Source organism: Klebsiella sp. MISC125 (assembly GCF_051131775.1).
Lineage (GTDB): Bacteria > Pseudomonadota > Gammaproteobacteria > Enterobacterales > Enterobacteriaceae > Klebsiella.
Map to the genome: position 1 here is coordinate 5913235 of NZ_CP180448.1, position 24498 is coordinate 5937732.

The 24498-nt window shown below is 54.6% G+C and carries 25 protein-coding genes; 12 read left to right on the plus strand and 13 right to left on the minus strand.

Features of this window, described 5'->3' with window-relative positions; genetic code table 11:
• Positions 1-81 precede the first annotated feature (81 nt).
• The 3 genes from fadB to ACMYSL_RS27700 all read left to right on the plus strand — a co-directional run bounded on the left by fadB (position 82) and on the right by ACMYSL_RS27700 (position 3856).
• The gene (fadB, locus tag ACMYSL_RS27690; RefSeq protein ID WP_434660745.1) at positions 82-2271 is read left to right on the plus strand and encodes a fatty acid oxidation complex subunit alpha FadB; all 2190 of its coding nucleotides are present in this window, start codon (positions 82-84) and stop codon (positions 2269-2271) included.
• A gap of 9 nt (positions 2272-2280) precedes the next feature.
• Positions 2281-3444: an acetyl-CoA C-acyltransferase FadA gene (gene fadA, locus ACMYSL_RS27695; protein WP_181484091.1), complete on the plus strand. Its 1164-nt coding sequence runs from the start codon at positions 2281-2283 to the stop codon at positions 3442-3444.
• Between the two features lie 100 nt (positions 3445-3544).
• Complete coding sequence (locus ACMYSL_RS27700) at positions 3545-3856, plus strand: hypothetical protein (protein ID WP_304255037.1); 312 nt, start codon at positions 3545-3547, stop codon at positions 3854-3856.
• A gap of 44 nt (positions 3857-3900) precedes the next feature.
• Here the strand turns inward: ACMYSL_RS27700 and fre are convergent, their stop codons facing one another.
• Positions 3901-4602 carry an NAD(P)H-flavin reductase gene (fre, locus tag ACMYSL_RS27705; protein ID WP_181484096.1) on the minus strand — a complete coding sequence of 234 codons (702 nt, stop codon included), beginning with the start codon at positions 4600-4602 and terminating at the stop codon, positions 3901-3903.
• A 55-nt stretch (positions 4603-4657) separates the two neighbouring features.
• On the minus strand, positions 4658-6127 hold the full coding sequence (gene ubiD / locus ACMYSL_RS27710) for a 4-hydroxy-3-polyprenylbenzoate decarboxylase (RefSeq protein ID WP_434660748.1): 1470 nt from the start codon (positions 6125-6127) through the stop codon (positions 4658-4660).
• A gap of 177 nt (positions 6128-6304) precedes the next feature.
• On the opposite strand from ubiD, the gene rfaH reads away from it, so the two are divergent.
• Entirely contained in the window at positions 6305-6793 is a 489-nt protein-coding gene (gene rfaH / locus ACMYSL_RS27715) for a transcription/translation regulatory transformer protein RfaH (protein WP_110277484.1), read from the plus strand.
• Between the two features lie 8 nt (positions 6794-6801).
• Here the strand turns inward: rfaH and tatD are convergent, their stop codons facing one another.
• The 9 genes from tatD to udp form a co-directional block, all read right to left on the minus strand.
• A complete protein-coding gene (gene tatD / locus ACMYSL_RS27720; RefSeq protein WP_434660750.1) occupies positions 6802-7596 on the minus strand; it encodes a 3'-5' ssDNA/RNA exonuclease TatD in 795 nt (264 codons plus the stop codon).
• Positions 7597-7626: 30 nt separating this feature from the next.
• Positions 7627-8400 (minus strand): Sec-independent protein translocase subunit TatC, encoded by a 774-nt coding sequence (tatC, locus tag ACMYSL_RS27725; protein WP_181484099.1) that lies wholly within the window; start codon positions 8398-8400, stop codon positions 7627-7629.
• A 2-nt stretch (positions 8401-8402) separates the two neighbouring features.
• A complete protein-coding gene (gene tatB / locus ACMYSL_RS27730; RefSeq protein ID WP_434660753.1) occupies positions 8403-8939 on the minus strand; it encodes a Sec-independent protein translocase protein TatB in 537 nt (178 codons plus the stop codon).
• A gap of 3 nt (positions 8940-8942) precedes the next feature.
• Positions 8943-9194 (minus strand): Sec-independent protein translocase subunit TatA, encoded by a 252-nt coding sequence (gene tatA, locus ACMYSL_RS27735; RefSeq protein WP_434660755.1) that lies wholly within the window; start codon positions 9192-9194, stop codon positions 8943-8945.
• A gap of 77 nt (positions 9195-9271) precedes the next feature.
• Positions 9272-10912, minus strand: coding sequence for a ubiquinone biosynthesis regulatory protein kinase UbiB (gene ubiB / locus ACMYSL_RS27740; RefSeq protein ID WP_434660757.1), 1641 nt, complete (start codon positions 10910-10912; stop codon positions 9272-9274).
• Complete coding sequence (gene ubiJ / locus ACMYSL_RS27745) at positions 10909-11514, minus strand: ubiquinone biosynthesis protein UbiJ (protein WP_434660759.1); 606 nt, start codon at positions 11512-11514, stop codon at positions 10909-10911. Before ubiJ ends, ubiB begins: the two co-directional genes overlap by 4 nt.
• Positions 11515-11527: 13 nt before the next feature.
• Positions 11528-12283 carry a bifunctional demethylmenaquinone methyltransferase/2-methoxy-6-polyprenyl-1,4-benzoquinol methylase UbiE gene (ubiE, locus tag ACMYSL_RS27750; RefSeq protein ID WP_110277498.1) on the minus strand — a complete coding sequence of 252 codons (756 nt, stop codon included), beginning with the start codon at positions 12281-12283 and terminating at the stop codon, positions 11528-11530.
• Positions 12284-12353: 70 nt separating this feature from the next.
• On the minus strand, positions 12354-13802 hold the full coding sequence (gene rmuC / locus ACMYSL_RS27755) for a DNA recombination protein RmuC (protein WP_434660761.1): 1449 nt from the start codon (positions 13800-13802) through the stop codon (positions 12354-12356).
• 138 nt (positions 13803-13940) lie between these two features.
• Positions 13941-14702, minus strand: coding sequence for a uridine phosphorylase (gene udp / locus ACMYSL_RS27760; protein ID WP_003828923.1), 762 nt, complete (start codon positions 14700-14702; stop codon positions 13941-13943).
• Positions 14703-14972: 270 nt separating this feature from the next.
• Here udp and ACMYSL_RS27765 point away from each other — a divergent pair, with 270 nt between their 5' ends.
• Positions 14973-15785, plus strand: coding sequence for a dienelactone hydrolase family protein (locus ACMYSL_RS27765; RefSeq protein ID WP_304255015.1), 813 nt, complete (start codon positions 14973-14975; stop codon positions 15783-15785).
• An 87-nt stretch (positions 15786-15872) separates the two neighbouring features.
• Here the strand turns inward: ACMYSL_RS27765 and ACMYSL_RS27770 are convergent, their stop codons facing one another.
• Positions 15873-16544: a transporter substrate-binding domain-containing protein gene (locus ACMYSL_RS27770; RefSeq protein WP_434660764.1), complete on the minus strand. Its 672-nt coding sequence runs from the start codon at positions 16542-16544 to the stop codon at positions 15873-15875.
• Between the two features lie 141 nt (positions 16545-16685).
• Positions 16686-17411, minus strand: a complete 726-nt coding sequence (locus ACMYSL_RS27775; RefSeq protein ID WP_434660766.1) for a GntR family transcriptional regulator — start codon at positions 17409-17411, stop codon at positions 16686-16688.
• Positions 17412-17556: 145 nt separating this feature from the next.
• Here ACMYSL_RS27775 and ACMYSL_RS27780 point away from each other — a divergent pair, with 145 nt between their 5' ends.
• From ACMYSL_RS27780 to citG, 7 genes are all read left to right on the plus strand, one after another.
• Positions 17557-18351 carry an amidohydrolase family protein gene (locus ACMYSL_RS27780; protein WP_434660768.1) on the plus strand — a complete coding sequence of 265 codons (795 nt, stop codon included), beginning with the start codon at positions 17557-17559 and terminating at the stop codon, positions 18349-18351.
• Positions 18352-18508: 157 nt separating this feature from the next.
• Positions 18509-19810: an SLC13 family permease gene (locus ACMYSL_RS27785; RefSeq protein ID WP_434660770.1), complete on the plus strand. Its 1302-nt coding sequence runs from the start codon at positions 18509-18511 to the stop codon at positions 19808-19810.
• Positions 19811-19832: 22 nt separating this feature from the next.
• Complete coding sequence (gene citC, locus ACMYSL_RS27790) at positions 19833-20891, plus strand: [citrate (pro-3S)-lyase] ligase (RefSeq protein ID WP_434660772.1); 1059 nt, start codon at positions 19833-19835, stop codon at positions 20889-20891.
• A complete protein-coding gene (gene citD / locus ACMYSL_RS27795) occupies positions 20888-21181 on the plus strand; it encodes a citrate lyase acyl carrier protein (protein WP_181484115.1) in 294 nt (97 codons plus the stop codon). The genes citC and citD overlap by 4 nt, the downstream gene beginning before the upstream one ends.
• Positions 21181-22077, plus strand: coding sequence for a citrate (pro-3S)-lyase subunit beta (citE, locus tag ACMYSL_RS27800; protein ID WP_112217086.1), 897 nt, complete (start codon positions 21181-21183; stop codon positions 22075-22077). Before citD ends, citE begins: the two co-directional genes overlap by 1 nt.
• A 6-nt stretch (positions 22078-22083) precedes the next feature.
• Positions 22084-23577 carry a citrate lyase subunit alpha gene (gene citF, locus ACMYSL_RS27805; protein WP_434660775.1) on the plus strand — a complete coding sequence of 498 codons (1494 nt, stop codon included), beginning with the start codon at positions 22084-22086 and terminating at the stop codon, positions 23575-23577.
• Positions 23578-23579: 2 nt separating this feature from the next.
• On the plus strand, positions 23580-24494 hold the full coding sequence (gene citG, locus ACMYSL_RS27810; RefSeq protein ID WP_434664297.1) for a triphosphoribosyl-dephospho-CoA synthase CitG: 915 nt from the start codon (positions 23580-23582) through the stop codon (positions 24492-24494).
• Positions 24495-24498: the final 4 nt, after the last annotated feature.

The window sequence follows — 24498 nt, forward strand, 5'->3', positions numbered from 1 at the left end:
ATTTGCAATTTATTAACATAAATTCCACACTCCATCTCATCTGGTACGACCAGATCATATTGCTGGATTCAGGAGACTGACATGCTCTACAAAGGCGACACCCTGTACCTCGACTGGCGGGAAGACGGCATTGCCGAAATGGTGTTCGATGCCCCCGGTTCGGTCAATAAGCTCGATACCGCAACCGTAGCCAGCCTCGGCCAGGCGCTGGATGTGCTCGAAAAACAAAAAGATCTTAAAGGGTTGCTGCTCCGCTCTGAGAAAGCAGCCTTTATCGTCGGCGCGGATATCACCGAATTCCTTTCACTGTTCCTGGTTCCTCAAGAACAGCTCAGCCAGTGGCTGCATTTTGCCAATAGTGTCTTCAATCGTCTGGAGGATTTGCCAGTCCCTACCATTGCCGCAGTTAACGGCTATGCGTTGGGCGGCGGCTGCGAATGCGTTCTGGCAACCGATTATCGCCTGGCGACGCCTGACCTGCGTATTGGTCTGCCGGAAACGAAGCTGGGCATTATGCCGGGCTTTGGCGGCTCGGTGCGTATGCCGCGGATGCTTGGTGCGGACAGCGCGCTGGAAATTATTGCCGCCGGGAAAGATGTTGGTGCCGATCAGGCGCTGAAAATCGGTCTCGTCGACGGTGTGGTAAAGCATGAGAAGCTGATCGATGGCGCGATAGCCATTCTGCACCAGGCGATTAACGGCGATCTCGACTGGAAGGCCAAGCGTCAGCCGAAGCTGGAGCCTCTTCACCTCAGTAAAATTGAAGCCACGATGAGTTTTACCATCGCCAAAGGCATGGTCGCACAAACCGCGGGTAAACATTATCCAGCTCCTGGTACCGCAGTGAAAACCATTGAAGCTGCCGCACGCTTTGGTCGTGAAGAAGCGCTGAACCTGGAAAACCAGAGTTTTGTGCCGCTGGCGCACACCAGCGAAGCTCGCGCATTGGTCGGCATCTTCCTCAACGATCAGTACGTCAAAGCGAAAGCGAAGAAGCTCACCAAAGATACCGAAACGCCAAAACACGCTGCCGTACTGGGCGCGGGTATTATGGGCGGCGGCATCGCTTACCAGTCGGCCTGGAAAGGCGTACCGGTGGTGATGAAGGATATCAACGACAAATCGCTGACGCTCGGTATGACCGAAGCCGCCAAGCTGCTGAATAAACAGCTGGAGCGCGGCAAGATCGACGGTCTGAAGATGGCTGGCGTCATTTCAACCATTCAGCCGACGCTTGACTATGCCGGTTTTGAACGCGTGGATGTGGTGGTCGAAGCGGTCGTTGAGAATCCGAAAGTGAAAAAAGCGGTGCTGGCGGAGACTGAAGATAAAGTGCGTCCGGACACCGTGCTGGCGTCAAATACTTCCACCATTCCGATTAGCGAACTGGCCAGCGTCCTGAAGCGCCCGGAGAACTTCTGCGGCATGCACTTCTTTAACCCGGTTCACCGGATGCCGCTGGTTGAGATCATTCGCGGCGAGAAAAGCTCGGATGACACTATCGCCAAAGTGGTCGCCTGGGCAAGCAAAATGGGCAAGACGCCGATTGTGGTTAACGACTGCCCCGGCTTCTTTGTTAACCGTGTGCTGTTCCCCTATTTCGCCGGTTTCAGCCAGCTGCTGCGCGACGGTGCGGACTTCCGCAAAGTCGACAAAGTGATGGAGAAGCAGTTTGGCTGGCCGATGGGCCCGGCGTATCTGCTGGATGTGGTCGGTATTGATACCGCACATCACGCCCAGGCAGTCATGGCCGCAGGCTTCCCGCAGCGGATGCAGAAAGATTATCGCGACGCGATCGACGCCCTGTTCGAGGATAACCGTTTCGGTCAGAAAAATGGCCTCGGCTTCTGGCGTTATAAAGAAGACAACAAGGGTAAGCCGAAGAAAGAAGAAGATGCGGTTGTGGATAGCCTACTGGCAGACGTCAGCCAGCCGAAACGCGACTTCAGCGACGAAGAAATCATCGCCCGCATGATGATCCCTATGGTTAACGAAGTGGTGCGTTGTCTGGAAGAAGGCATTATTGCCAGCCCGGCGGAAGCGGATATGGCGCTGGTTTACGGCCTCGGCTTCCCTCCATTCCACGGCGGTGCATTCCGCTGGCTGGATACGCTCGGCAGCGCAAAATATCTCGATATGGCGCAGCAATATCAGCACCTCGGCCCACTGTATGACGTGCCGGAAGGCCTGCGCAGTAAAGCACGCCATAACGAAGCGTACTATCCCCCGGTTGAACCTGCCCGCCCGGTAGGCGACCTGAAAACGGCTTAAGGAGTCACAATGGAACAAGTTGTCATTGTCGATGCAATTCGCACCCCGATGGGCCGTTCGAAGGGCGGCGCCTTTCGCCACGTGCGCGCGGAAGACCTCTCTGCGCACCTGATGCGTAGCCTGCTTTCGCGCAACCCATCGCTTGAAGCAAGCGCGATTGACGATATCTACTGGGGCTGCGTGCAGCAGACCCTGGAGCAGGGCTTTAACATTGCCCGCAATGCCGCGCTACTGGCGGAAATCCCGCACTCGGTACCGGCCACCACGGTCAATCGCCTTTGCGGTTCTTCGATGCAGGCGCTGCATGACGCAGCGCGCATGATCATGACCGGTGACGCCAGCGTATGCCTGATTGGCGGCGTGGAACATATGGGCCACGTCCCGATGAGCCACGGCGTGGATTTCCACCCGGGCCTGAGCCGTAACGTCGCTAAAGCCGCCGGTATGATGGGGCTAACTGCAGAAATGCTGGCGCGTCTGCACGGCATCAGCCGTGAAATGCAGGACCAGTTCGCCGCCCGCTCCCACGCTCGCGCCTGGGCCGCCACGCAGTCTGGTGCGTTCAAGACGGAAATCATTGCTACCGGTGGTCACGATGCTGACGGCGTGCTGAAGTCATACAATTATGATGAAGTTATTCGTCCTGAAACGACGGTAGAGGCGCTGGCTGCGCTGAGGCCCGCATTCGATCCGGTCACGGGTACGGTAACGGCGGGAACATCTTCCGCACTCTCCGACGGTGCTGCCGCAATGCTGTTAATGAGTGAAAGCCGCGCTCGCGAGCTGGGCCTGAAACCGCGCGCGCGAGTGCGTTCTATGGCTGTCGTCGGCTGTGATCCATCAATCATGGGTTATGGCCCGGTTCCAGCTTCAAAGCTGGCGCTGAAAAAGGCCGGACTCTCTACCAGCGATATCGACGTTTTCGAAATGAACGAGGCTTTTGCCGCACAGATCCTGCCGTGCATTAAAGATCTGGGGCTGATGGAGCAGATAGATGAGAAGATCAACCTCAACGGCGGCGCGATCGCTTTGGGCCATCCGCTCGGCTGTTCCGGCGCGCGCATTAGCACAACGTTAATTAATCAGATGGAGCGCAAAGACGCGCAGTTCGGCCTGGCTACCATGTGTATTGGTTTAGGCCAGGGCATCGCCACCGTCTTTGAGCGGGTTTAATCGTTGCCGTTCTTCCCGCCTGTCAGGGGCGGGTTTTTTATTTCTGCTATTCAGTTATGATCACCAGGAAGGTAACGATTATTAAGGATAATAACAACTTATGAAAACACTCCCACTCATTCTTCTGCTTGCTACATTCTCTGGTGCAGCTCTCGCCGATGAGCAAGATAACGCTCAGGCATGTCTCTCCTGGGGAATGAATAAAATGGTGCAGAATCCGGAAAGCGAACAGCTAAAGAACCTGGTCATCACCAATATCAATACCGAACGCTACGATGAGAAGATAGGTAGCCAGCATATCGCGACGCAGTTAGCCGCTACGCTGGAAAAAGAGGGAAAAACCGTCGGAAAAATGCTCTGTTTGCTGGAGAACGATCGACCACTGTACGTTTACTTTAGCGATGCCAAATAAATAAAGCATCCGGGCCAAAATCCCGGATGCTTTTATAATAACTATCAGATAAACGCAAAAGCATCGCCAAACAGACGATCTTCACGCGCGCCGCGTTCATTACAGAACAGGTCGCGGGCAATCTTAGCCATCTCGAAGCGGCCAGCAATATAGATATCATGCTCGGCCAGCGTTCCGTAGTCCTGTAAAACCGCCGTAAGTACGGTTCCGGTACGACCACGCCACTCTTCTTCAGGCTGTTCAACAACCGGCTCAACGCGTAAACCAGGGTGTCTCACGCTTAACGCTTCCAGCTCGGACAGATCATAGAGATGCTTGGCTTCACGCCCGCCCCAGTAGATAGCGATATCACGGTTCGGATTGCGCGCCAGCGCGGTGAGCAGAATGGAACGCACATAGGAGAAGCCCGTCCCCCCGGCGATCAGAATCAGCGGACGATCCTCATCATCGCGCAGCCAGGCTTCGCCATGCGGGATATCGACCTCGATTTCACGTTCTTTCAAAATGCGATCCATCACCGCCATCGCATACAAGTTGAGTTCAGATGCGCCGATATGTAGCTCGATAAACTCGTGTTCCGACGGCGTAGAGGCCATGGAGAACGGACGCTTGTCGCGCTCGTCCATCACGACCATCAGATACTGACCAGCACGGAAGGAAAACGCCGCTTCCGGCACTAATCGAACGCGATACACAGTATCGGTAATCGCCTCCACCGAGGTCACTTTACAGCTTAAGGTTGTCATGCGTCCCCTCTATCGGGTCTATTGTGCAAAACAGCGGCGTTAGCCCCGCTTACTGTTATTTGAAGATGGCCAGTTCATCCCAGATGGCGTCAATACGTGCCGTCACCTCGGGATCTTTCTTAATGGGACGACCCCACTCGCGCTGGGTCTCACCAGGCCATTTATTTGTGGCATCCAGCCCCATTTTTGAACCCAAACCGGAAACCGGTGAGGCAAAGTCCAGGTAATCAATTGGCGTGTTTTCTACCAATACCGTATCACGCGCCGGGTCCATACGGGTAGTAATCGCCCAAATCACGTCATTCCAGTCGCGCGCGTTAACATCGTCATCGCAGACAATCACGAACTTGGTGTACATGAACTGCCGCAGGAACGACCAGACGCCCATCATCACGCGCTTAGCGTGACCAGCGTACTGTTTCTTCATGGTGACCACCGCCAGGCGATAGGAACACCCTTCCGGCGGCAGGTAAAAATCGACAATTTCAGGAAACTGCTTTTGCAGAATCGGCACGAAGACTTCGTTCAGCGCGACGCCCAATACTGCTGGTTCATCCGGCGGGCGTCCGGTGTAGGTGGAGTGATAAATCGCATCTTCCCGCTGGGTGATATGTGTGACGGTAAACACCGGGAAGCTATCCACTTCATTGTAGTAGCCAGTGTGATCGCCATACGGCCCTTCGGGAGCCAGTTCCCCGGATTCGATATAACCTTCCAGCACGATCTCCGCGCTGGCCGGCACTTCCAGGTCGTTAGAAACGCACTTCACGACTTCAGTTTTTGTTCCCCGTAGCAGGCCCGCAAACGCATACTCAGAAAGGGTATCCGGAACGGGCGTCACCGCACCGAGAATGGTCGCCGGATCGGCACCCAGCGCCACGGAGACCGGGAAACGTTCGCCAGGATGCGCTGCGCACCACTCCTGGAAATCCAACGCGCCGCCGCGATGGGACAGCCAGCGCATAATCAGCTTGTTCTTGCCAATCAGCTGCTGGCGATAGATGCCCAGATTTTGCCGCTCTTTATGCGGACCACGAGTGACCGTGAGCCCCCAGGTAATAAGCGGTGCGGCATCTTCCGGCCAGCAGGTCATGATCGGGATTCGGGTCAGGTCTACATCATCGCCCTGGATAATTTTCTGCTGACATGGCGCGCCGCGCAGGCGCTTAGTCGGCATGTTCAGTACCTGTTTGAACTGCGGCAGCTTATCGAACAGATCGCGAAAGCCTTTTGGCGGTTCCGGCTCTTTCAGGAAAGCCAGAAGTTTACCCACTTCCCGTAGCGAGCTGACGTCCTCCTGACCCATCCCCAACGCAACGCGTTTCGGCGTGCCGAACAGGTTGCACAACACGGGCATGGAGTAGCCTTTCGGGTTTTCAAACAGCAGGGCTGGGCCGCCAGCACGCAAAGTGCGATCGGCAATTTCGGTAATTTCCAGGTGAGGATCGACCGGCAGGGAGATCCGTTTCAATTCCCCCTGCTGCTCCAGTAATGTCAGAAAATCGCGTAGATCGTGGTATTTCATGGAGTTGTTATTGACCTCTATACAGGCGGCTGATTATACGGCGTTCATCAGGGCGATGCTGTATTTTTGTTAAATTAGCGTGAAAGAACGCTGAAATTTCGTTTTCATCCGCAATGATTTCGCGATCGCATCGGGCTTTTGTTATGCTTGCTACCAGTAGCTGTGGAAAGAGTCATTATGCAAGCCTGGTATTTACTTTATTGCAAACGTGGGCAACTTGAACGCGCCCAGGAACATCTCGAACGGCAGGCCGTCAATTGCCTGATGCCAACGATCGAACTGGAAAAAATTGTCCGCGGTAAACGCACGACGGTCAGCGAACCCCTGTTCCCAAACTATCTGTTTATCGAGTTTGATCCAGAAATTATTCATACCACCACCATCAACGCGACTCGCGGTGTGAACAGCTTTGTGCGTTTTGGCGCACTGCCCGCTATCGTGCCATCCGCCGTCATTCATCAGCTCTCCATCTACAAGCCGGAAGGCATTACCGATCCGGAAACGCCCCATGAAGGCGACAACGTACTAATCACTGACGGTGCCTTTGAAGGTCTACAGGCAATCTTTACCGAACCGGATGGCGAAGCCCGTTCTATGCTGCTGCTAAATCTGCTTAACAAGCAGGTATTGCAGAGCGTCAAAAATACGGACTTTTATAAAATCTGACGACGCGCTTAAAAGCGCACGCCAAAGAGTCTTCTGACGTTAGTATCGGTGACTTCTTCCAGCCACTTCGCGTCTTCCCCACGCCACCCTGCGATACTCGCCAAAATATGCGGCAAATAAGCAGGTTCATTACGGCGGGAAGAGGGTTTCGGGCGCATATCGCGCGGCAGTAGATAAGGCGCATCGGTCTCAACCAGCAGACGGTCGACCGGAATATCAACCAGCAACTCTCGCAGCTCCATCCCTCGACGCTCATCGCACACCCAGCCGGTGATACCAATGGATAAACCTCTATCCACACATTCACGCATCTCTTCGCGCGTACCGGTAAAACAATGCACCACTGCCCCCGGTAATTTATCGAGCCAGGGCGTCAGCAGGGCCAGGAAGCGCTCGTGCGCATCGCGGCAGTGCAAAAACACCGGCATCGACAGCTCCGCCGCCAGAGCCAGCTGAGCGCTAAACGCCGCTTCCTGCTCCTGCGGCGTCGAAAAGTTACGGTTAAAATCCAGTCCGCATTCACCAATCGCGACGACTTCCTGCTCGCGGGCCAACGCAAAGACTGCCGCCGCGACGGATTCCGTCCAGGTGCTACTGTCGTGTGGATGAACCCCGGCGGTTGACCAGCAGCCAGAGTAGCGGCGTGCCATCTGCTGCGCCTGAGCGCTTTCATGCAGGTTCGTTCCCGTCAGCAGCATGCCGGTGACTCCTGCCGCCTGCGCACGGGAAACAACCTCATCGCGATCACGAGAAAACTGCGGGCTGGTCAGATTTACACCGATATCAAACATCACTACTCCCATATGACAACCGCCCTTGCGGGCGGCTGGTATTTATTCTTCTTTGCCCTGCGCCTCTTCGGCGGCGGCATCTTCATCACGCGTCATGCGCTTGCCTGTATAGAACCGGGCGAAGAAAACCCCGACTTCGAATAGACAGTACATCGGGATCGCCAATAGCGTTTGCGAGAATACATCCGGCGGTGTCAGCAACATCCCAACGACGAATGCGCCCACCAGCACGTAAGGCCTTTTCTTACGCAGATCGTCCGGGGTTGTTACCCCCATCCAGCACAGCAGCACGATGGCCACCGGCACTTCGAACGAGACGCCAAAAGCAATAAATAACGCCATGACAAAATCGAGATAGCTGCGAATATCGGTTGAAACCTGCACCCCTTCCGGCGCTGCGTGCGTCAGGAAACCAAACGCCAGCGGGAACACAACGAAGTAAGCAAAGGCCATACCGATGTAAAACAGCAGCGTGCTGGAGACCAGCAGCGGCATCACCAACCGACGTTCATGCTTATACAGCGCAGGCGCCACAAAGGCCCAGACCTGGTACAAAATGACCGGCACCGACAAAATGATCGACACCATAAAGGTCAGCTTGATCGGCGTGAAGAAAGGCGAGGCCACGTCCGTGGCGATCATCGTTGCGCCAACCGGCATCTGCCGAATAAGCGGCGCAGAAACCAGTTGATAGATATCGTTGGCGAAATAAACCAACGCCAGGAAAATCACCAGAATCGCGAGAATGCTGTTGATCAAGCGTTTACGCAGCTCAATCAGATGCGTAATTAGCGGTTGTGTATCGTCTACGCCCATGTTTACTGTTTATCACTCGATGCGGGAGAGGTATCGGAAGCTGTCACGGCGACTTTCTCTTTCGCAGACGGAAGTTCTACCTGCGAAACAAGGGGTTCTTCAGCAACGCTTTCTGGGGCATGCTCTGGCGCGCTGGCCTGATGTTCAGCCGTCGCTGGCGTGATGTCTTTGCGCTGCTCTTCACTACCCTGCACTACCGGGTTATGAATCGTGTTGGCTTCGTCGCTGGCTTTTTCAGGATCGTTGGCGGTATAGGAGCGCTTCATGGATTCAGCTGCTTCGCGCAGTTCGTCCATCGATGCCTTTAGCTCAGGGGTCAGATTATCCAGGCTGGCCTTTTCCACTTTCTTCAGGCTTTCCTGGAACTCCTGCAGCTTTAATTCCTGGGTTATTTCATTTTGCACGGTAGCCGCCAGAGACCGCAGCGTGCGGATCCAACTGACTACCGTTTTTACCGCGACAGGCAGTCGCTGTGGCCCCAAAACGATGAGGCCAATTACGAACACCAGCAGTAGTTCACTAAAACCGATATCGAACACGAATTACACCTGCTCTTTGTCGTGGCGTTTGGTCTCGTCTTTCTTTGCTTCATCCGGTTTTTCAGCGAGGGTTTTCGCCGCAAAATCGGCATCAGGCGCGGGTTTCTCCGGTTTATCTTCGTCGCTCATGGCCTTTTTAAAGCCTTTGATCGACGCGCCTAAATCCGAACCGAGCGAGCTCAGCTTTTTTGTCCCGAAAAGCAGAACCACGATGACGACAACAATGAGTAACTGCCAAATACTGATACCACCCATACACATTCCCCTATGACAGATGATGAATTAATAGGACGCATTATACATATTATGCGCAGTGATAAAGGCGACTGCCGTCAGTTCGTCTTTCGCCAGCCGATAAGCCACGTTACGACGCCAGCGGCCATCAGCCAGCCGGGCATCATGCCCCATTCCGGACGGTGGACGAATAGCAGCGTACCACTCAGCAGTAAAACCGCACCTATACCAAACAAGTAACGAGACTGCCCCTGGCGTACGTGCCGCACCTGGATGTCACGAACGATGGTATCGACGCTATTCTGCAACTGCTTGCTTTGTTGCAAGCTTTGGTACACCAGTTCAGGTATTTCCGGCATTCTCTCAATCCAGAACGGCGCTTTTTCTTTAAACGCTCGCACCAGCGCCGGAATGCCAACCTGATCCTTAATCCACGACTCCAGGAACGGTTTCGCCGTTTTCCACAAGTCTAACTGAGGATAGAGCTGGCGACCTACACCTTCTACGTAAAGTAATGTCTTCTGTAGCAGAACCAGCTGCGGCTGCACTTCCATATTGAAGCGTCGCGCGGTGTTAAACAGGTTCAGCAGCACATGGCCAAAGGAGATTTCCGCCAGCGGCTTTTCAAAAATAGGCTCGCAGACGGTGCGGATGGCAAACTCGAACTCTTCAACGTTGGTATCCGCAGGTACCCAGCCGGAATCAACGTGCAGCTCCGCAACTTTGCGATAATCACGGTTAAAGAAGGCGATGAAGTTTTCCGCCAGGTAGCGCTTATCTTCTTTGTTCAGCGAGCCGACAATACCGCAGTCGATACCGATGTACTGCGGGTCCTCCGGGTGTTCATAGCTGACAAAAATATTGCCCGGATGCATATCGGCATGGAAGAAGCTGTCGCGGAAGACCTGAGTGAAAAAGACCTGCACGCCGCGCTCGGCCAGCAGCTTCATGTTGGTATTTTGCGCTTCCAGAGCAACGACATCGGAAACCGGGATGCCGTAAATCCGCTCCATCACCATCATGCCTTCGCTGCAGTAGTCTGAATAAACCTCAGGGACATAGAGCATTGGGCTGTCTTCAAAGTTGCGGCGCAATTGAATGGCGTTGGCCGATTCACGCAGCAGGTTGAGTTCATCCAGCAGCGTTTTCTCGTATTCGCGAACCACTTCCTGTGGGCGCAGACGACGACCGTCCGGCAGCAGACGCGGTACCCAGCGCGCGAGGCGATAGATGAGTTTCATATCCGCTTTGATAACCGGCACAATATCCGGGCGGATCACCTTGATGACCACCTCTCTGCCATTCTCTTTCAGGCGCGCAGTGTGTACCTGGGCGATAGAGGCAGAAGCCAGCGGCTCGATGGAGAAATCGTCAAACCAGGCCTCCACCGGCAGGCCGCCCATCGCTTGCTCAATTTGCTTTTTGGCCTGCAGACCGTCAAACGGTGCGACGCGATCCTGCAACATAGCAAGCTGATCGGCGATTTGCGGCGGAAACAGGTCGCGACGAGTTGAGAGCATCTGACCAAACTTAATCCACACCGGTCCCAGCTCCTGCAACGCCAGACGCAAGCGCTCGCCGAGAGGTTTTTCTTTGTGGCGGTTTGGCATCCAGAACAGCATACGTCGCCAGATTCGCAGCGGCAGCGTGATGCGCATTTTGGGAATGAGCTCATCAAGCCCGTAGCTCAAAAAGGTGCGGATGATGAAATACAGGCGCCGTAGTTCTCCTGGCGTCATTTGCCCTCCAGCGTTTCCAGCCGTTTTTCCAGCGCGGCCAGGGCTCGTTCCACAGCAGCGGTTTCCTCAACAAACCAGGCCAGCTCCAGCGGTCCCGGTGCCAGACGCCACTCTTCGGTGATCGTCTCCGCGACATAACGCTGCTGGCGCTGAGCGCCCTGTAAAAGAAAGCGAGTGCCGCCGCGTAATACTTTACTGAAGCCTTCCGCAACGATATCGCCAGTATACGGGGCCAATAGTTCAGCCGGGTCGAATTCAGCCAGATCGCACAGAGTGACGGTATTTTGCACAACCTGCAAATCTCCCTGCACTTCGAGATCGCCGCTGCGAATCAGCGCCGTCAGCTGCTGGCGGTTACGTAGTTGCGGGAGCACGCTAAGGCGGGTAATCACGGTACAATCGGCTTCGCCTTCCCACGCGCCCAGCACGTCTACCTGACGCTCGCTAAAAACCAGCACCACGGGTGCGGAAAGCTCTTGCAACTCGATGCGCAGCACTTTCCCCAGCAGCCGCTGCCGGGCGGGTTTAAGCGCCTGGTCGCGCCAGAGGAAAGTATTCAGGACTGTCTCAATACCGGCGGAAACCAGTGATTTGAAAGGCATAGCGTCCCTCCTGTCAGAACTTGTAACCACGGTGCAGCGCAACGATACCGGCCGTCAGGTTGTAGTAATCGACGCTTTCGAAACCTGCGTCCTGCATCATGCCTTTCAGAGTGTCCTGATCGGGGTGCATTCGAATAGATTCAGCAAGATAGCGATAGCTTTCGGCATCTTTCGCAACCAGCTCGCCCACGCGCGGCAGGATATGGAAGGAATAGGCATCGTAGGCTTTGCTCAGCGGCTCCATTATTGGCTTCGAGAACTCCAGTACCAGCAGGCGACCGCCCGGTTTGAGCACGCGATACATAGAGCGCAGCGCTTTTTCTTTATCGGTGACATTACGCAGGCCGAAAGAGATGGTGATGCAGTCAAAGGTGTTATCTGCAAAAGGTAGCGCTTCGGCGTTAGCCTGGACATATTCCACGTTACCGATAATGCCGATATTACGCAGCTTTTCGCGGCCCATCTTCAGCATAGAATCATTGATATCCGCCAGCATCACGCGGCCGGTTTCGCCCACCAGACGGGAGAATTTCGCCGTCAGGTCGCCGGTACCGCCGGCCAGATCCAGCACGGTCTGCCCACGACGGACGCCGCTGCAATCGATGGTGAAACGCTTCCACAAACGATGAATACCGAACGACATCAAATCGTTCATCACATCATATTTTGCAGCTACAGAATGAAATACATGCGCCACCATGTCAGCTTTCTGTTCTTTGGCGACAGTCTGAAAGCCAAAATGCGTCGTTTCTTGTGAATCCTCAACCATCTCAATGCCTGCTTGCTTATCAAGAAAATGTTCGTCGAGTGTAACAGGTTTAGCGCGCTTCCCATACGCTTCAACGCGGCTGAGAGCGACCATCGTACACTGCAGCAGCTGCGGAATCTGATGAAAAATCTTTATCTTCCCGTGGGTTGTCTTCGTCCTCAAGACGGTATTCATCATCCTGCGCGGTTGCTTGTTCGACTAAGTCAGGATTAATCCCACGTTTGACTTCCACGCCCAGGCCACGGAACGATTCTGCCTGAACGAGCAGATTGCCACGCCCGGAAGCGAGCTTTTTCATCGCCTGACGATAGTTATCCTGTGCTTTATCCAGGCTCTGGCCGATAGCGGACATGTCGTCGACAAACAGGCGCATTTTGTCATACAGGCGCCCCGCTCTTTCGGCAATTTTCTGCGCGTTACGGCTCTGATGCTCATAGCGCCACAGGTTGGCGATGGTACGCAGTGCGACCAGCAGCGTAGTCGGGCTAACCAACATAATGTTGTTCTTCAGCGCTTCGCTAATCAGCTCCGGCTGACGGTCAATCGCCAGCAGGAAGGCGGGTTCAACTGGGATAAACATCAGGACGTAGTCGAGTGAACGTAGCCCCGGCAGCTGTTGATAGTCCTTACGCCCCAGCAGACGCATATGATTGCGTACGGAAGCAATATGCTCCTGTAACGCCGTCTCGCGGGTGTAATCATCATCGGCATTAAAGTAGCGTTCATAGGCGACCAGAGTCATCTTGGCATCAATAACCACGTCTTTGCCCTGCGGAAGACGCACGATCACATCCGGCTGCATCCGTGAACGGTTGTCGGTTTCGATACTCACCTGCGTTTGATATTCGTGACCCTCCCGCAGCCCGGAAGCCTCCAGCACGCGGGTCAATACCACTTCCCCCCAGTTGCCCTGAGTTTTGTTATCACCCTTCAGCGCGCGCGTCAGGTTTAGCGCTTCCTGCGCCATTTGCGCATTAAGCTGCTGAAGGTTGCGGATTTCATGAGCCAGGGTATGACGCTCCCGCGCCTCCTGACCGAAGCTATCCTGAACCTGGCGGCGGAAACCATCCAGTTGCTCACGTAACGGGGTCAGCAGCCCGTGCAGACTCTGGCGATTCTGCTCATCCACCCGTCGGTTGCTGTGTTCGAATATTCGGTTTGCCAGATTCTCGAACTGCTCGCTAAGGCGCTGCTCGCTGTTGACCATCTGGCGAATTTTATCTTCCGCATGCATTTGCGTGGATTCAAGGCGGGTGGTCACTTCACGGAGATCGGCCTCCAGCGACGTATTGATATCGCGCAGGCTGCGCAATTCGTTATTGAGCAGCTCGCACTCTTCGCGCCAGTGGGACTCCTGCACCAGTTGTTGGCGGGCAGCGCTCAGCTCAATATCCAGCTCGCGACGCTCTTCGATGAGGTCGGCTCGGATTTGGTCGGCGCGCGCTTTGGTCGCCAGCCAGCCCACAATCAGCCCAGCGGCCAGCGCCACAACGGCACTAATAATAATCGAGATATCCACAACGCCCCCTGCGGCAACCACTTACGGCACAAAATAGAATTGTGCTGTACAAACGTCCAGTTGGAAAGGTTTTTCCTGCGAGGAGCAACGCAAAAAAGAAAGGCCGGAGAGCCCGGCCTTTGACAGAAAGGATAAGAACTACAGCAGGCGGCGCGCTGCTTCCACGACGATTTTCACCGCATGGCTTTCGGTTTGCTTCATGGTTTCCGCGTTTGGAATTTCCTGCTGGGTACGGTTGACGATAACCCCGGCAACCATCCCGGCACGCAGGCCCTGGCTGGCGCACATGGTCAGCAGAGTGGCGGATTCCATTTCATAGTTCATCACGCCCATCGACTGCCACTCTTCCATCGAACCTTTAAAGCGGCTCACCACGCGGCCAGAGAAGGTGTCGTAACGCTCCTGGCCCGGATAGAAGGTGTCGGAAGAGGCAGTGACGCCGACATGCGTGGTCGCACCAATGGATTTCGCCGCTTCAACCAGCGCGGTAGTACATTCGAAATCGGCTACCGCCGGGAATTCCATTGGCGCGAAGTGCAGGCTTGCACCGTCGAGACGAACGGAAGCGGTGGTCACCAGAACGTCGCCCACATTAATGTGCGGCTGAATAGCGCCGGTGGTGCCAATGCGCAGGAAGGTACGGATACCCAATTGGGCCAGTTCTTCCACGGCAATAGAGGTAGATGGGCCGCCGATACCGGTAGAGCAGACAATCACTGCTTTACCATCCAGTTCAGCACGCCAGGTAGTGAATTCGCGATGAGATGCCAGTTTGACCGGCTTATCCATCAGCGCGGCGATCTTTTCCACACGCTCCGGATCGCCAGGGACGATAGCCAGCGTAGCCCCTTGTAAATCGTTCTTGGTGAGGCCGAGATGAAAAACATCAGACTTAGACATAAAAAACTCCTCTGTGGGTCGAATTATCAGCAGAAGCAAAACGGTACTTTACAGAAGCTGCTGAGACTATTTTGTGACACCAATCACCATGAATGAAATTCATTGCAATAGATTGCCATTGAATGGTGATACAAATCACATTAATAAGTTAATCTGGAGAGTACTGAACAAAAGATAGCCTGTTTCGGGCACTGTGGTTTGTTAACGTCCGGTCTAAAACGTCTATAGTTATCGATGCGCTAATACATTAATAAGGGTACGGAGAATACCATGACCACAACTAAGCAACCCGGCTTTGCACCTGCAGCCACGCCGCATGCCTCAACTGCTGTTCACACGTCAGATGAAAATATCATCTCCGGGGAGACATCAATCCCTTCTCAGGGGGATAACATGCCAGCCTTCCATGCCCGTCCGGGCAACGTCGACGGTCCGCTACCGGTCGTCATCGTTGTACAGGAAATTTTCGGCGTGCATGAACATATCCGCGATATTTGTCGCCGTCTGGCGCAGGAAGGGTATCTGGCTATCGCACCAGAGCTGTACTTCCGCCAGGGCGATCCCAATGATTACAACGATATTCCTTCTTTATTTCAGGGGTTGGTCAAAAAGGTACCGGATTCTCAGGTACTGGCTGACCTCGATCACGTCGCCAGTTGGGCTTCCCGCCACGGTGGCGATGCCCATCGTCTGCTTATTACCGGTTTCTGCTGGGGCGGTCGCATCACCTGGCTGTACGCCGCACATAACCCGCAGCTAAAAGCCGCCGTTGCCTGGTACGGCAAGCTGGTCGGTGAGAAAACATTAAACTCACCGAAACATCCGGTGGACATTGCCGTTGATCTGAACGCCCCGGTTTTAGGGCTTTACGGCGCGAAAGATGACAGCATCCCGCAGGATACGATTGAAACCATGCGTCAGGCGCTGCGGGCCGCCAACGCTACGGCAGAAATCGTGGTTTACCCGCAGGCCGACCACGCCTTTAACGCCGACTATCGCGCCAGCTATCATGAAGAGTCGGCGAAGGACGGCTGGCAGCGAATGCTGGCATGGTTTGCGCAATATGGCGGGAAGCGAGGTTAACCACCGTCTGCGGACTGGTAGCCCGGACAGGCGCGTCAAGCGCCGCCTCCGGGAAAATATACCGGGCCTGATATATCAATGAAGGCATTAAGCATAAATATGGCGGGCGATCAGCGCCGCCAGCGTCCCATCCTGCTGCCACCGTCTCACCAACGTTTCCATTTTTTCATAATAGTGCGGGGCCGCGCGCGGCACGCAGATTGCCTGCTGAATCTGGCTGTAGCTATCAGGTAGCGCACGAACGCTATCTTGCCCCAGGGCGGCGGCTTCCAGCAGCTGACGAATATTCGCCACCATATCCCCCTCACTGGCAAGGAAAGCGCTGAGCGCCTGCTGGGTGGTGGGATATTCGCAAAGTCGGGCATGTTTTAAGGTGCGGGTCAATGGCAATGAATAGGCAGAACCCCTTCCGACGTTAATCGTCACGCCTTCACGGTCCATCTCATGAACCGAATGGACCTCGCTATCGCGACGCACCAGAACGGTACAGTCGATAGTGAGATAGGGTGAGGTAAAACTCAGCTCATTTTCACGTGCCGGATCCACCGCCAGAAAAGCAATATCCCATTGATTATTCGAAGCATCGTCAACGATATGTTTTGCTGCGGGGTAAGGTTTCAGCAGCTCCGGCTGCTGGCAAGAGTGCGCAATTTTTCGCGCCAGATCGACTGTGAGTCCCTGTAACGATCCGTCGGTTAACTGTTCAGCGAGCAAAGCATTGCCTAAGTTAATCGCAAAACGTAAAGCTGATGATGGCATGGCTCGTTCCTTATCGGCAACTCGATCGTCTTGATAGCTATGCGCAGAAAGCCGCTGAAGTGATTTTTCAAATCCACTTTTAATAACTTAATTATGGCACCCTGCCCTACATGTCAGATAACAGAGGTGGTTGTTTAATCTCTATTTATCCCGATAAGTGCTGTATTGGAATTCATATTCTTCACGATACCAGGTTTCGCCCCACAGGATCAGTTTGTCATCGCCTGCCAGGCAAGTATGTTGACGCACCATCACCGGTCGGCTGCGTTTAATATCCAGAAATTTTGCCACTTCTTGCCCCGGCAGCGCGACGCGAACCTGGTTATGAATGGTATGAATAATAATGCCCAGCTGTTGCTCAAATAGCGTCTGTAACGCCAGCGTTTCCAGCGAGGCGACGGCAATATTGGCCGCTATTTCGGCATCAAGATAGCGAATTTCGACCGCCAGCGGCTTCCCGTCGATAAGGCGTAAACGAACCAGACGGTATATTTTCGCACCGGCATCAAGCCGTAAATTTGCCAGTAAAGCAGGTGTTGACGGGACTTCGCCAAAGAAGAAAACCTGGTACTGAATAGAAAGATTACTTTCCTGCAAATCTTTCTCGAAAAAGCCAAGTTCTTGCTTTCTGACGCGCGTCACAATCGGCGCAGTCTTGACGAACGTTCCTTTGCCGCGCACGCGCTCAATAAGCCCTTCGCTTAGTAAGCCGTGCATCGCATGAACCACGGTGGCGCGAGTGGTGGAAAATTGTTGGGCCAGTTCATTCTCGGACGGCAGCTTATGACCAGGTGGATAATCCCCCCGCTTAATGCCGTTGCGAAGTTGTTCCTGGATCTGCACATAGATCGGTAAAACGTGAGCCATGTAGAAGTATCTCTATTTGCCAGGTTGTATAGTCAACTCAAAGTTGTATAGTCAACTACGCAACTCAAAGGTGGACATTCAGGCTCTCTACAGAGCCAGCAACAGCCATTTTATCGTTATCTCACTGAAAAAGGATAAAATTTAGATGCATTTTGATACTCATGCTCATGTTTTTACCACCGGTTTACCGCTGGCAGAGCATTGCCGCTATGTACCGGAGTACGATGCAGCACCAGCGCAATACCTTGCGCAACTGGATAAGCACCATATCGATAAAGCGATTCTGATCCAGCCCAGTTTTCTGGGTACCGATAATAGCTATATGCTGGACGCAATTCGCCAGTCGCCGGAGCGTTTTTACGGCGTTGCGGTTATCGACCCTGATACGCCATTTGATACCATGGAAGCGCTTAAACAGCAGGGCATTATCGGCGTACGTTTGAATCTTATTGGTCAGGATCTTCCAGACTTAACAACATCGGTCTGGCAGCAGCATCTGCGTAATATAAAAGCGCTTGGCTGGCATATTGAACTTCATCGCCCAGTGGCGGATTTAGTCCCCCTACTTGGCGTACTGCTCGCCGCCGATGTAAAAATTGTGATCGACCACTTTGGTCTGCCTGCTGAAAAAGAGAAAGATCCAGGTTTCATTTATCTTCTCAATCATGCAGAAACCGGTAAAATATGGATAAAAATCTCTGCCAGCTATCGAAATGGTAGTGATAAAAAGCCGACAGATAATACGAAGATGCTAGTTCCACTACTATTAAAACACTTTAGTCCTGAACGATTAATGTGGGGTAGTGATTGGCCGCATACGCGCTACGAAGACAGTATGACCTATACGAAAGCAATAGATGAAATATATAACTGGGAATTAACAAATACTCAACGCGATAATATTTTTTGCCAAAGCGTTATAGAACTTATTAATGGTTGAGTATTAACCCAAAACAACACAGCATATATCATTACAATAATATATATTTTGGTAAGGGTTGAACTCCCATTCACAAAATATATGAATAAAAACCGATATCAAAGCCGTTATTTTCGGTTGCTGCCCCATTTCCGATAACACGGTAAAAGGACTTATCATGAACATCAGCATGATAGTAATACTCTCTATTGTGATCTCTATTGCGTTAGGTTACCGCACAAAAATAAACACCGGTTTATTCGCAATTGTATTCGCGTACCTTATAGGTTGTTTCCTGCTGGATATGAAGGCCGGGGAAGTTATCAAAACATGGCCGATCAGTATTTTCTTTGTTATTTTTGCCGTTTCACTTTTTTATAACTTCGCGTTAATTAACGGTACCTTAGAAAAGCTGGCCATGCATTTGCTCTACTTATGCCGCCACTTTCCTAAATTTTTGCCATTGGTCATTTACTTTGCCGCTACTTTTGTCGCCAGCCTGGGGGCGGGTTTCTTCACCGTTCTCGCTTTCTTCGCACCGTTGACGCTGCTGCTGTGCCGTAAAACGGGGATGAATAAGCTGGTCGCCGCCGTCGCCGTCAACTATGGCGCCCTGGGCGGGGCGAATTTTATGACCAGCGCCAGCGGCGTCGTATTCCGTGGGCTTATCGATACCGCAGGCTACAGCGCAAACTCCTTTGTTTACGCGTCATCTATTTTCCTGGTTTCCTTCCTCTTACCGATAGTCGTTATTTTACTATTAATCTTCCTGACCAACCGCGGAAATCAAGGCATTACCGGCTCATTGCAGGTTGAAAAGCCGGACGCGTTCGATAGCAAACAGAAGCTAAACCTGCTGCTTATCTTTGCCATGCTGGTGGTGGTTCTGGCGTTCCCGGTGATGCATCTCATCATGCCTGATTCCGCAAACATCAAATTTATCAATGCCAGAGTGGATGTCGGCCTGGTCTCGATTGTGTTTGCCGTGATCTCTCTGTTCCTCAAGCTTGGCGATGAGAAAAAAGCCATTGCCCTGGTGCCGTGGAATACGCTGATCATGATCTGCGGCGTCGGGATGCTGATTCAGATCGCCATCAAAGCCGGGACCATCGATATGCTGGCGAGCTGGGTAGGTTCAAGCCTGCCTGCGACCGTTGTTCCCTTCGCGTTGGCAATTATCGGCGGCATGATGTCTTTCTTCAGCAGTACCCTCGGCGTCGTCTGTCCGGCCCTGTTCCCGATTATTCCGTCAATTGCGGCCTCCACCGGTATTAACGCCATGGTGCTGTTTACTGCCACGGTTATTGGCGCGCAGGCAACGGCAATATCACCGTTCTCTTCCGGCGGCAGTTTGCTGCTGGGTTCATGCTCAGAGGACAAGGAGCGTAATGAACTGTTTCCCACGCTTTTATTTAAAGCGGTACCGATGTGCGTCATTTTCGCGCTTATCAGCGTCGCCATCATGATGATGTTTTTTTAATTAAGGCAAAAGAGGGTCGATAATGAACGCCACCACGATAATGAGCAGAGTGAACAGCAAGAACGCTGCCAAAATAGCCGAAGTGGCTCGTTTTCTTCAGGCTAATAATCTGGATATCGACCCTCACGTTGCAGATTTCGTGGTACTTCGCCAGCAGGGGAATATCGTCGCCTGCGGCGGAGTAGATGGCGAAATCATTAAATGCGTCGCTATTTCCCCGCAGCTCCGCGGCCAGGGCGTATTGCTCAAACTGGTCACCGAACTGATTAATATCGCCATAGAGGGCGGCAATAGCACATTATTCGTTTATACCCGTAGCCATAACGAGCATCTATTTCGCCATTGCGGTTTCACCACGTTGGTTTCTATTCCTGACTGCATGGTGTTAATGGAAAATAGCGGCTCGCACCTGACACGTTATTTACAACAACTGGCGCAATGGCGTAAGCCCGGCAAGCGTATTGCCGCCATCGTGATGAACGCCAATCCCTTTACCAACGGCCATCTGCATCTTATTCGCTATGCCGCGACGCATTTTGACTGGCTACATCTGTTTCTGGTCAACGAAGATGCCGCCCAGTTTCCGTTCGCCGACCGCCTCGCACTGGTGCGTGACGCGACGCAGGGTATCGCGAAACTGACGGTGCATCCCGGCTCGCAATATATGATTTCGCGCGCCACGTTTCCGGCCTACTTCCTGAAAGAGCAGGCGCTGGTTGAACGCTGCTACACGCAAATCGATATCACGCTTTTTCGCCAATATATCGCCCCGGTATTGGGTATCACGCACCGCATCGTCGGGAACGAACCTTTCTGCCCAATCACCGCGCGCTATAACCAGGACATGCGCCATTGGTTAAGCACGCCAGAGCTCCCCTTCGCGCCGGTCGAGCTCGTTGAAATTTCGCGGCTGCAATGGCAAGGCACGCCCGTTTCCGCATCCCGGGTTCGCCGCCTGCTACAGCAAAATCGTTTAGCTGAGGTCGCCCCGCTGGTACCTGACGCCACCCTACGTTATCTGAAACGCCAGCAGAACACTGCCCTGGCGAACACGACCAAGACCCCCACAGGAGCATTATGAAACAGATAGTCCCCGCCGTTGCCGGGACTCTGGAGTCCAGCGATGTGATGATTCGCATCGAACCGTTGACCCCGGAGCAACCGCCGGAAATTGAAATATCCAGCTCGGTTCAGAAGCAGTTTGGCGATGCCATTCGCGCCACCCTGGCTGCGGTACTGCAACAACACGCAATCCGCGGCGTCGCCGTGATCGTTGATGACAAAGGCGCGCTGGACTGCGTGCTGCGCGCACGGCTGGAAACTGCCCTGATGCGCGCGGGCGCGCTGACGCTGTGTTGGGGGGAAAAATAATGACGCCAGAACGTAAAAATCGCCTGCGCCGCAGCATGTTGTTCGTCCCCGGCGCTAACGCCGCCATGCTGAGCAACGCCTTTATTTACCCAGCCGACGCGCTGATGTTTGATCTTGAAGACGCCGTTGCCGTGCGTGAGAAAGACGCTGCCCGCCGCCTGGTTTACCACGCGTTGCAGCACCCGTTGTACCGCGATATCGAGACCATTGTTCGCGTTAACGCCCTGGATTCGCAGTGGGGTATCGATGACCTGGAGGCCGTGGTGCGCGCCGGGGTCGATATCGTCCGTCTGCCGAAAACCGACACCGCAGATGATGTTATTGCGATGGAAAAAGAGATTGCCCGCATCGAACAGGAATGCGGGCGTAAGCCCGGCAGCACCGGGATGCTGGCGGCGATTGAATCGGCAAAAGGCATTCTGCAGGCTCCAGCTATCGCTCTGGCTTCTCCGCGCTTAATCGGCATCGCGCTGGGGGCGGAAGATTACGTGCGCGATATCCGTACCGAACGCTCTGCTGACGGTATCGAGCTGCTGTTTGCCCGCTGCACCATCCTGCAAGCGGCGCGCGCGGCGGGCATTCAGGCATTTGATACGGTCTACAGCGACGCCAACAACGAAGAGGGCTTTCTGCACGAAGCCGCGCACATCAAACAGCTCGGCTTTGACGGCAAATCGCTGGTCAACCCGCGACAAATCACCCTGCTGCATAACCTCTACGCCCCGACGCAAAAAGATGTCGATCACGCACGGCGCGTGGTTGAAGCGGCAGAAGCCGCAGAACGCGAAGGCCTGGGGGTCGTCTCTCTCAACGGCAAGATGATCGACAGTCCGATTATCGCTCGCGCCCACCTGGTGCTGTCCCGCGCTGAACTTTCCGGCGTCCGTGAGGAGTAAACCGCCATGAACCACACTCAAGACTTATCCCAGATCATTGGTGAACTGACGCCATTTGCCGACACCGACAAGCAAACCCAGCGCCAGCAGCACCGGGCTAAAACCTGCGCTTCACTGGAAGAGGCCGTGCGCCGCAGCGGGCTGCGCGACGGCATGACTATCTCCTTCCATCACGCCTTTCGCGGCGGTGACTTGACGCTGAACCTGGTGATGGGCCAGCTGGCGGCAATGGGCTTTAAAAACCTGACCCTGGCCTCCAGCTCTCTGAGCGCCTGCCACGCGCCGCTAGTCGGCCACATCCGCAATGGCGTAGTCAGCCACATTTATACCTCCGGGCTACGCGGGCCGCTGGCGGAAGAGATTTCCCGTGGGCTAATGGCGAACCCGGTGCAAATTCACTCCCATGGCGGTCGTGCCCACCTGGTGAAAAGCGGTGAGCTGAGTATCGATGTCGCCTTCCTCGGAGTTCCGGCCTGCGATGATATGGGCAATGCCAACGGCTATACCGGTAGCGCCACCTGCGGCTCGCTGGGCTACGCGATGGTCGATGCACAGCACGCGGACCAGGTCATACTGCTGACGGAAGATATCCTGCCCTACCCGCACCACCCGGCCAGCATCAGACAGGATCAGGTCGACCTGGTAGTACAGGTAGAGTGCGTGGGCGATGCGGAAAAAATCGGCGCCGATGCGACCCGTATGACCTCCAACCCGCGCGAGCTGCAAATTGCACAGAATGCCGCGCAGGTCATTGAGGCTTCAGGTTATTTCCGCGAAGGCTTCTCGCTGCAAACCGGTACCGGCGGCGCGGCCCTGGCGGTGACGCGCTTCCTCGGCGAGAAAATGCGCCGCAAGAATATCCGTGCCGATTTCGCCCTCGGCGGCATTACCGCCACCATCGTTGGTCTGCACGAAGAGGGCTACATCCGTCGCCTGCTTGACGTACAGGGTTTTGACAGCGTCGCCGCGCGCTCGCTGGCGCGTAACCCGAATCATATTGAAATCAGCGCCAACGAATACGCCAACTTCAGCTCCAAAGGCGCGTCGGTCAACAAACTGGACGTGGTGGTGCTGAGCGCGCTGGAAATCGATACCGGCTTTAACGTCAACGTGCTGACCGGCTCGGACGGCGTGCTGCGCGGCGCATCAGGCGGGCACTGCGACACGGCGGTCGGCTCGGCGCTGTCGATTATCGTCGCTCCGCTGGTTCGCGGGCGCATTCCGACCGTGGTCGATAAGGTGCTGACCCGCATCACCCCAGGCTCCAGCGTAGATGTGCTGGTGACCGACCACGGCGTGGCGGTCAACCCGGCGCGGCCCGAGCTGGCACAGCGTCTCCAGGCGGCAGGACTAAAAACCGTTACCGTGGAATGGCTCTGTGACCGCGCACGCCAGCTGACGGATGAACCGCAGCCGATCGCCTTTACCGATAAACCCATCGCCATCGTGCGCTATCGGGATGGCTCGGTGATCGACGTCGTTTATCAGGTCCGCGACTAATGATGCGCCCGATGCCTCTCGAATCCTGGGGCGCGCCCGTCGCGCGTCAGGAAAAGCTGCCGCAGGCTTACCTCAGCCGCTATTACGCCAGGCTCGCCTGCCGGGCGATGCAGACGGAAGCCCGGCTGACGCCGAAACCCGGTCTGGTTGACGGGCGAAATACCGGTGCCCATCAGGACATGGCGCTGCCTGATTTTCTGTGCAGCGCTAACGCCATCGCCAACGAGCTACACCTGTTTGTCGAAGAGGGGAGCGCCAGTGCGGCGCTCAATACCGACGGCGTTCTGGCTCGCCTGAAGCCCATCGGTTTACGTTGCGAAACGGCAATGCTGCGCGCCACGGGAGGCGTCAACACCCATAAAGGGGCCATCTTTACGCTCGGGTTGTTCTGCGCGGCGCTGGGGCGTCATGAAGCAAACGGGCAACCGCTCGCGCCCGCCGCGCTGGCCGCCACCGTGAGTGAGTTTTGCCACGGTATTGTCGAGCGCGAACTGGTTGAGCTTCACGGGCGGACGCCGCTGACCGCCGGACAGCGGCTGTTTATCACCCTCGGCTTAACCGGCGCACGCGGTGAGGCACAGGCGGGATACCCGCTGGTTATCGATCACGCCCTACCCCGCTATCGCCAGCTGCGACGCGAAGGGCTAAGCGAGGAGCTGGCGCTGCTCAATACCCTGCTGCTCATTATGTCGCGCAACGACGATACCTGTGTTGCGTCGCGTGGCGGAAGCAAGGGACTGCGCTGGCTACAGCGTCAGGCGCAGCAGTTGCTCAACGTCGGAGGGATCCGCTCGCCCGAGAACCTCTCTCTGTTGCAGCAGCTCGATGACCTCTGTATTTCCCGCAACCTTAGCCCAGGCGGCAGCGCTGATTTACTCATCCTGACCTGGTTTTTATCTCATTTTACTCAAGAATAAGGAT

Coding starts and splice junctions, on each gene's coding strand:
- fadB (WP_434660745.1), top strand. CDS start 82: ATGCTCTACAAAGGCGACACCCTGTACCTCGACTGGCGGGAAGACGGC.
- fadA (WP_181484091.1), top strand. CDS start 2,281: ATGGAACAAGTTGTCATTGTCGATGCAATTCGCACCCCGATGGGCCGT.
- ACMYSL_RS27700 (WP_304255037.1), top strand. CDS start 3,545: ATGAAAACACTCCCACTCATTCTTCTGCTTGCTACATTCTCTGGTGCA.
- fre (WP_181484096.1), bottom strand. CDS start 4,602: ATGACAACCTTAAGCTGTAAAGTGACCTCGGTGGAGGCGATTACCGAT.
- ubiD (WP_434660748.1), bottom strand. CDS start 6,127: ATGAAATACCACGATCTACGCGATTTTCTGACATTACTGGAGCAGCAG.
- rfaH (WP_110277484.1), top strand. CDS start 6,305: ATGCAAGCCTGGTATTTACTTTATTGCAAACGTGGGCAACTTGAACGC.
- tatD (WP_434660750.1), bottom strand. CDS start 7,596: ATGGGAGTAGTGATGTTTGATATCGGTGTAAATCTGACCAGCCCGCAG.
- tatC (WP_181484099.1), bottom strand. CDS start 8,400: ATGGGCGTAGACGATACACAACCGCTAATTACGCATCTGATTGAGCTG.
- tatA (WP_434660755.1), bottom strand. CDS start 9,194: ATGGGTGGTATCAGTATTTGGCAGTTACTCATTGTTGTCGTCATCGTG.
- ubiB (WP_434660757.1), bottom strand. CDS start 10,912: ATGACGCCAGGAGAACTACGGCGCCTGTATTTCATCATCCGCACCTTT.
- ubiJ (WP_434660759.1), bottom strand. CDS start 11,514: ATGCCTTTCAAATCACTGGTTTCCGCCGGTATTGAGACAGTCCTGAAT.
- ubiE (WP_110277498.1), bottom strand. CDS start 12,283: ATGGTTGAGGATTCACAAGAAACGACGCATTTTGGCTTTCAGACTGTC.
- udp (WP_003828923.1), bottom strand. CDS start 14,702: ATGTCTAAGTCTGATGTTTTTCATCTCGGCCTCACCAAGAACGATTTA.
- ACMYSL_RS27765 (WP_304255015.1), top strand. CDS start 14,973: ATGACCACAACTAAGCAACCCGGCTTTGCACCTGCAGCCACGCCGCAT.
- ACMYSL_RS27770 (WP_434660764.1), bottom strand. CDS start 16,544: ATGCCATCATCAGCTTTACGTTTTGCGATTAACTTAGGCAATGCTTTG.
- ACMYSL_RS27775 (WP_434660766.1), bottom strand. CDS start 17,411: ATGGCTCACGTTTTACCGATCTATGTGCAGATCCAGGAACAACTTCGC.
- ACMYSL_RS27780 (WP_434660768.1), top strand. CDS start 17,557: ATGCATTTTGATACTCATGCTCATGTTTTTACCACCGGTTTACCGCTG.
- ACMYSL_RS27785 (WP_434660770.1), top strand. CDS start 18,509: ATGAACATCAGCATGATAGTAATACTCTCTATTGTGATCTCTATTGCG.
- citC (WP_434660772.1), top strand. CDS start 19,833: ATGAACGCCACCACGATAATGAGCAGAGTGAACAGCAAGAACGCTGCC.
- citD (WP_181484115.1), top strand. CDS start 20,888: ATGAAACAGATAGTCCCCGCCGTTGCCGGGACTCTGGAGTCCAGCGAT.
- citE (WP_112217086.1), top strand. CDS start 21,181: ATGACGCCAGAACGTAAAAATCGCCTGCGCCGCAGCATGTTGTTCGTC.
- citF (WP_434660775.1), top strand. CDS start 22,084: ATGAACCACACTCAAGACTTATCCCAGATCATTGGTGAACTGACGCCA.
- citG (WP_434664297.1), top strand. CDS start 23,580: ATGCGCCCGATGCCTCTCGAATCCTGGGGCGCGCCCGTCGCGCGTCAG.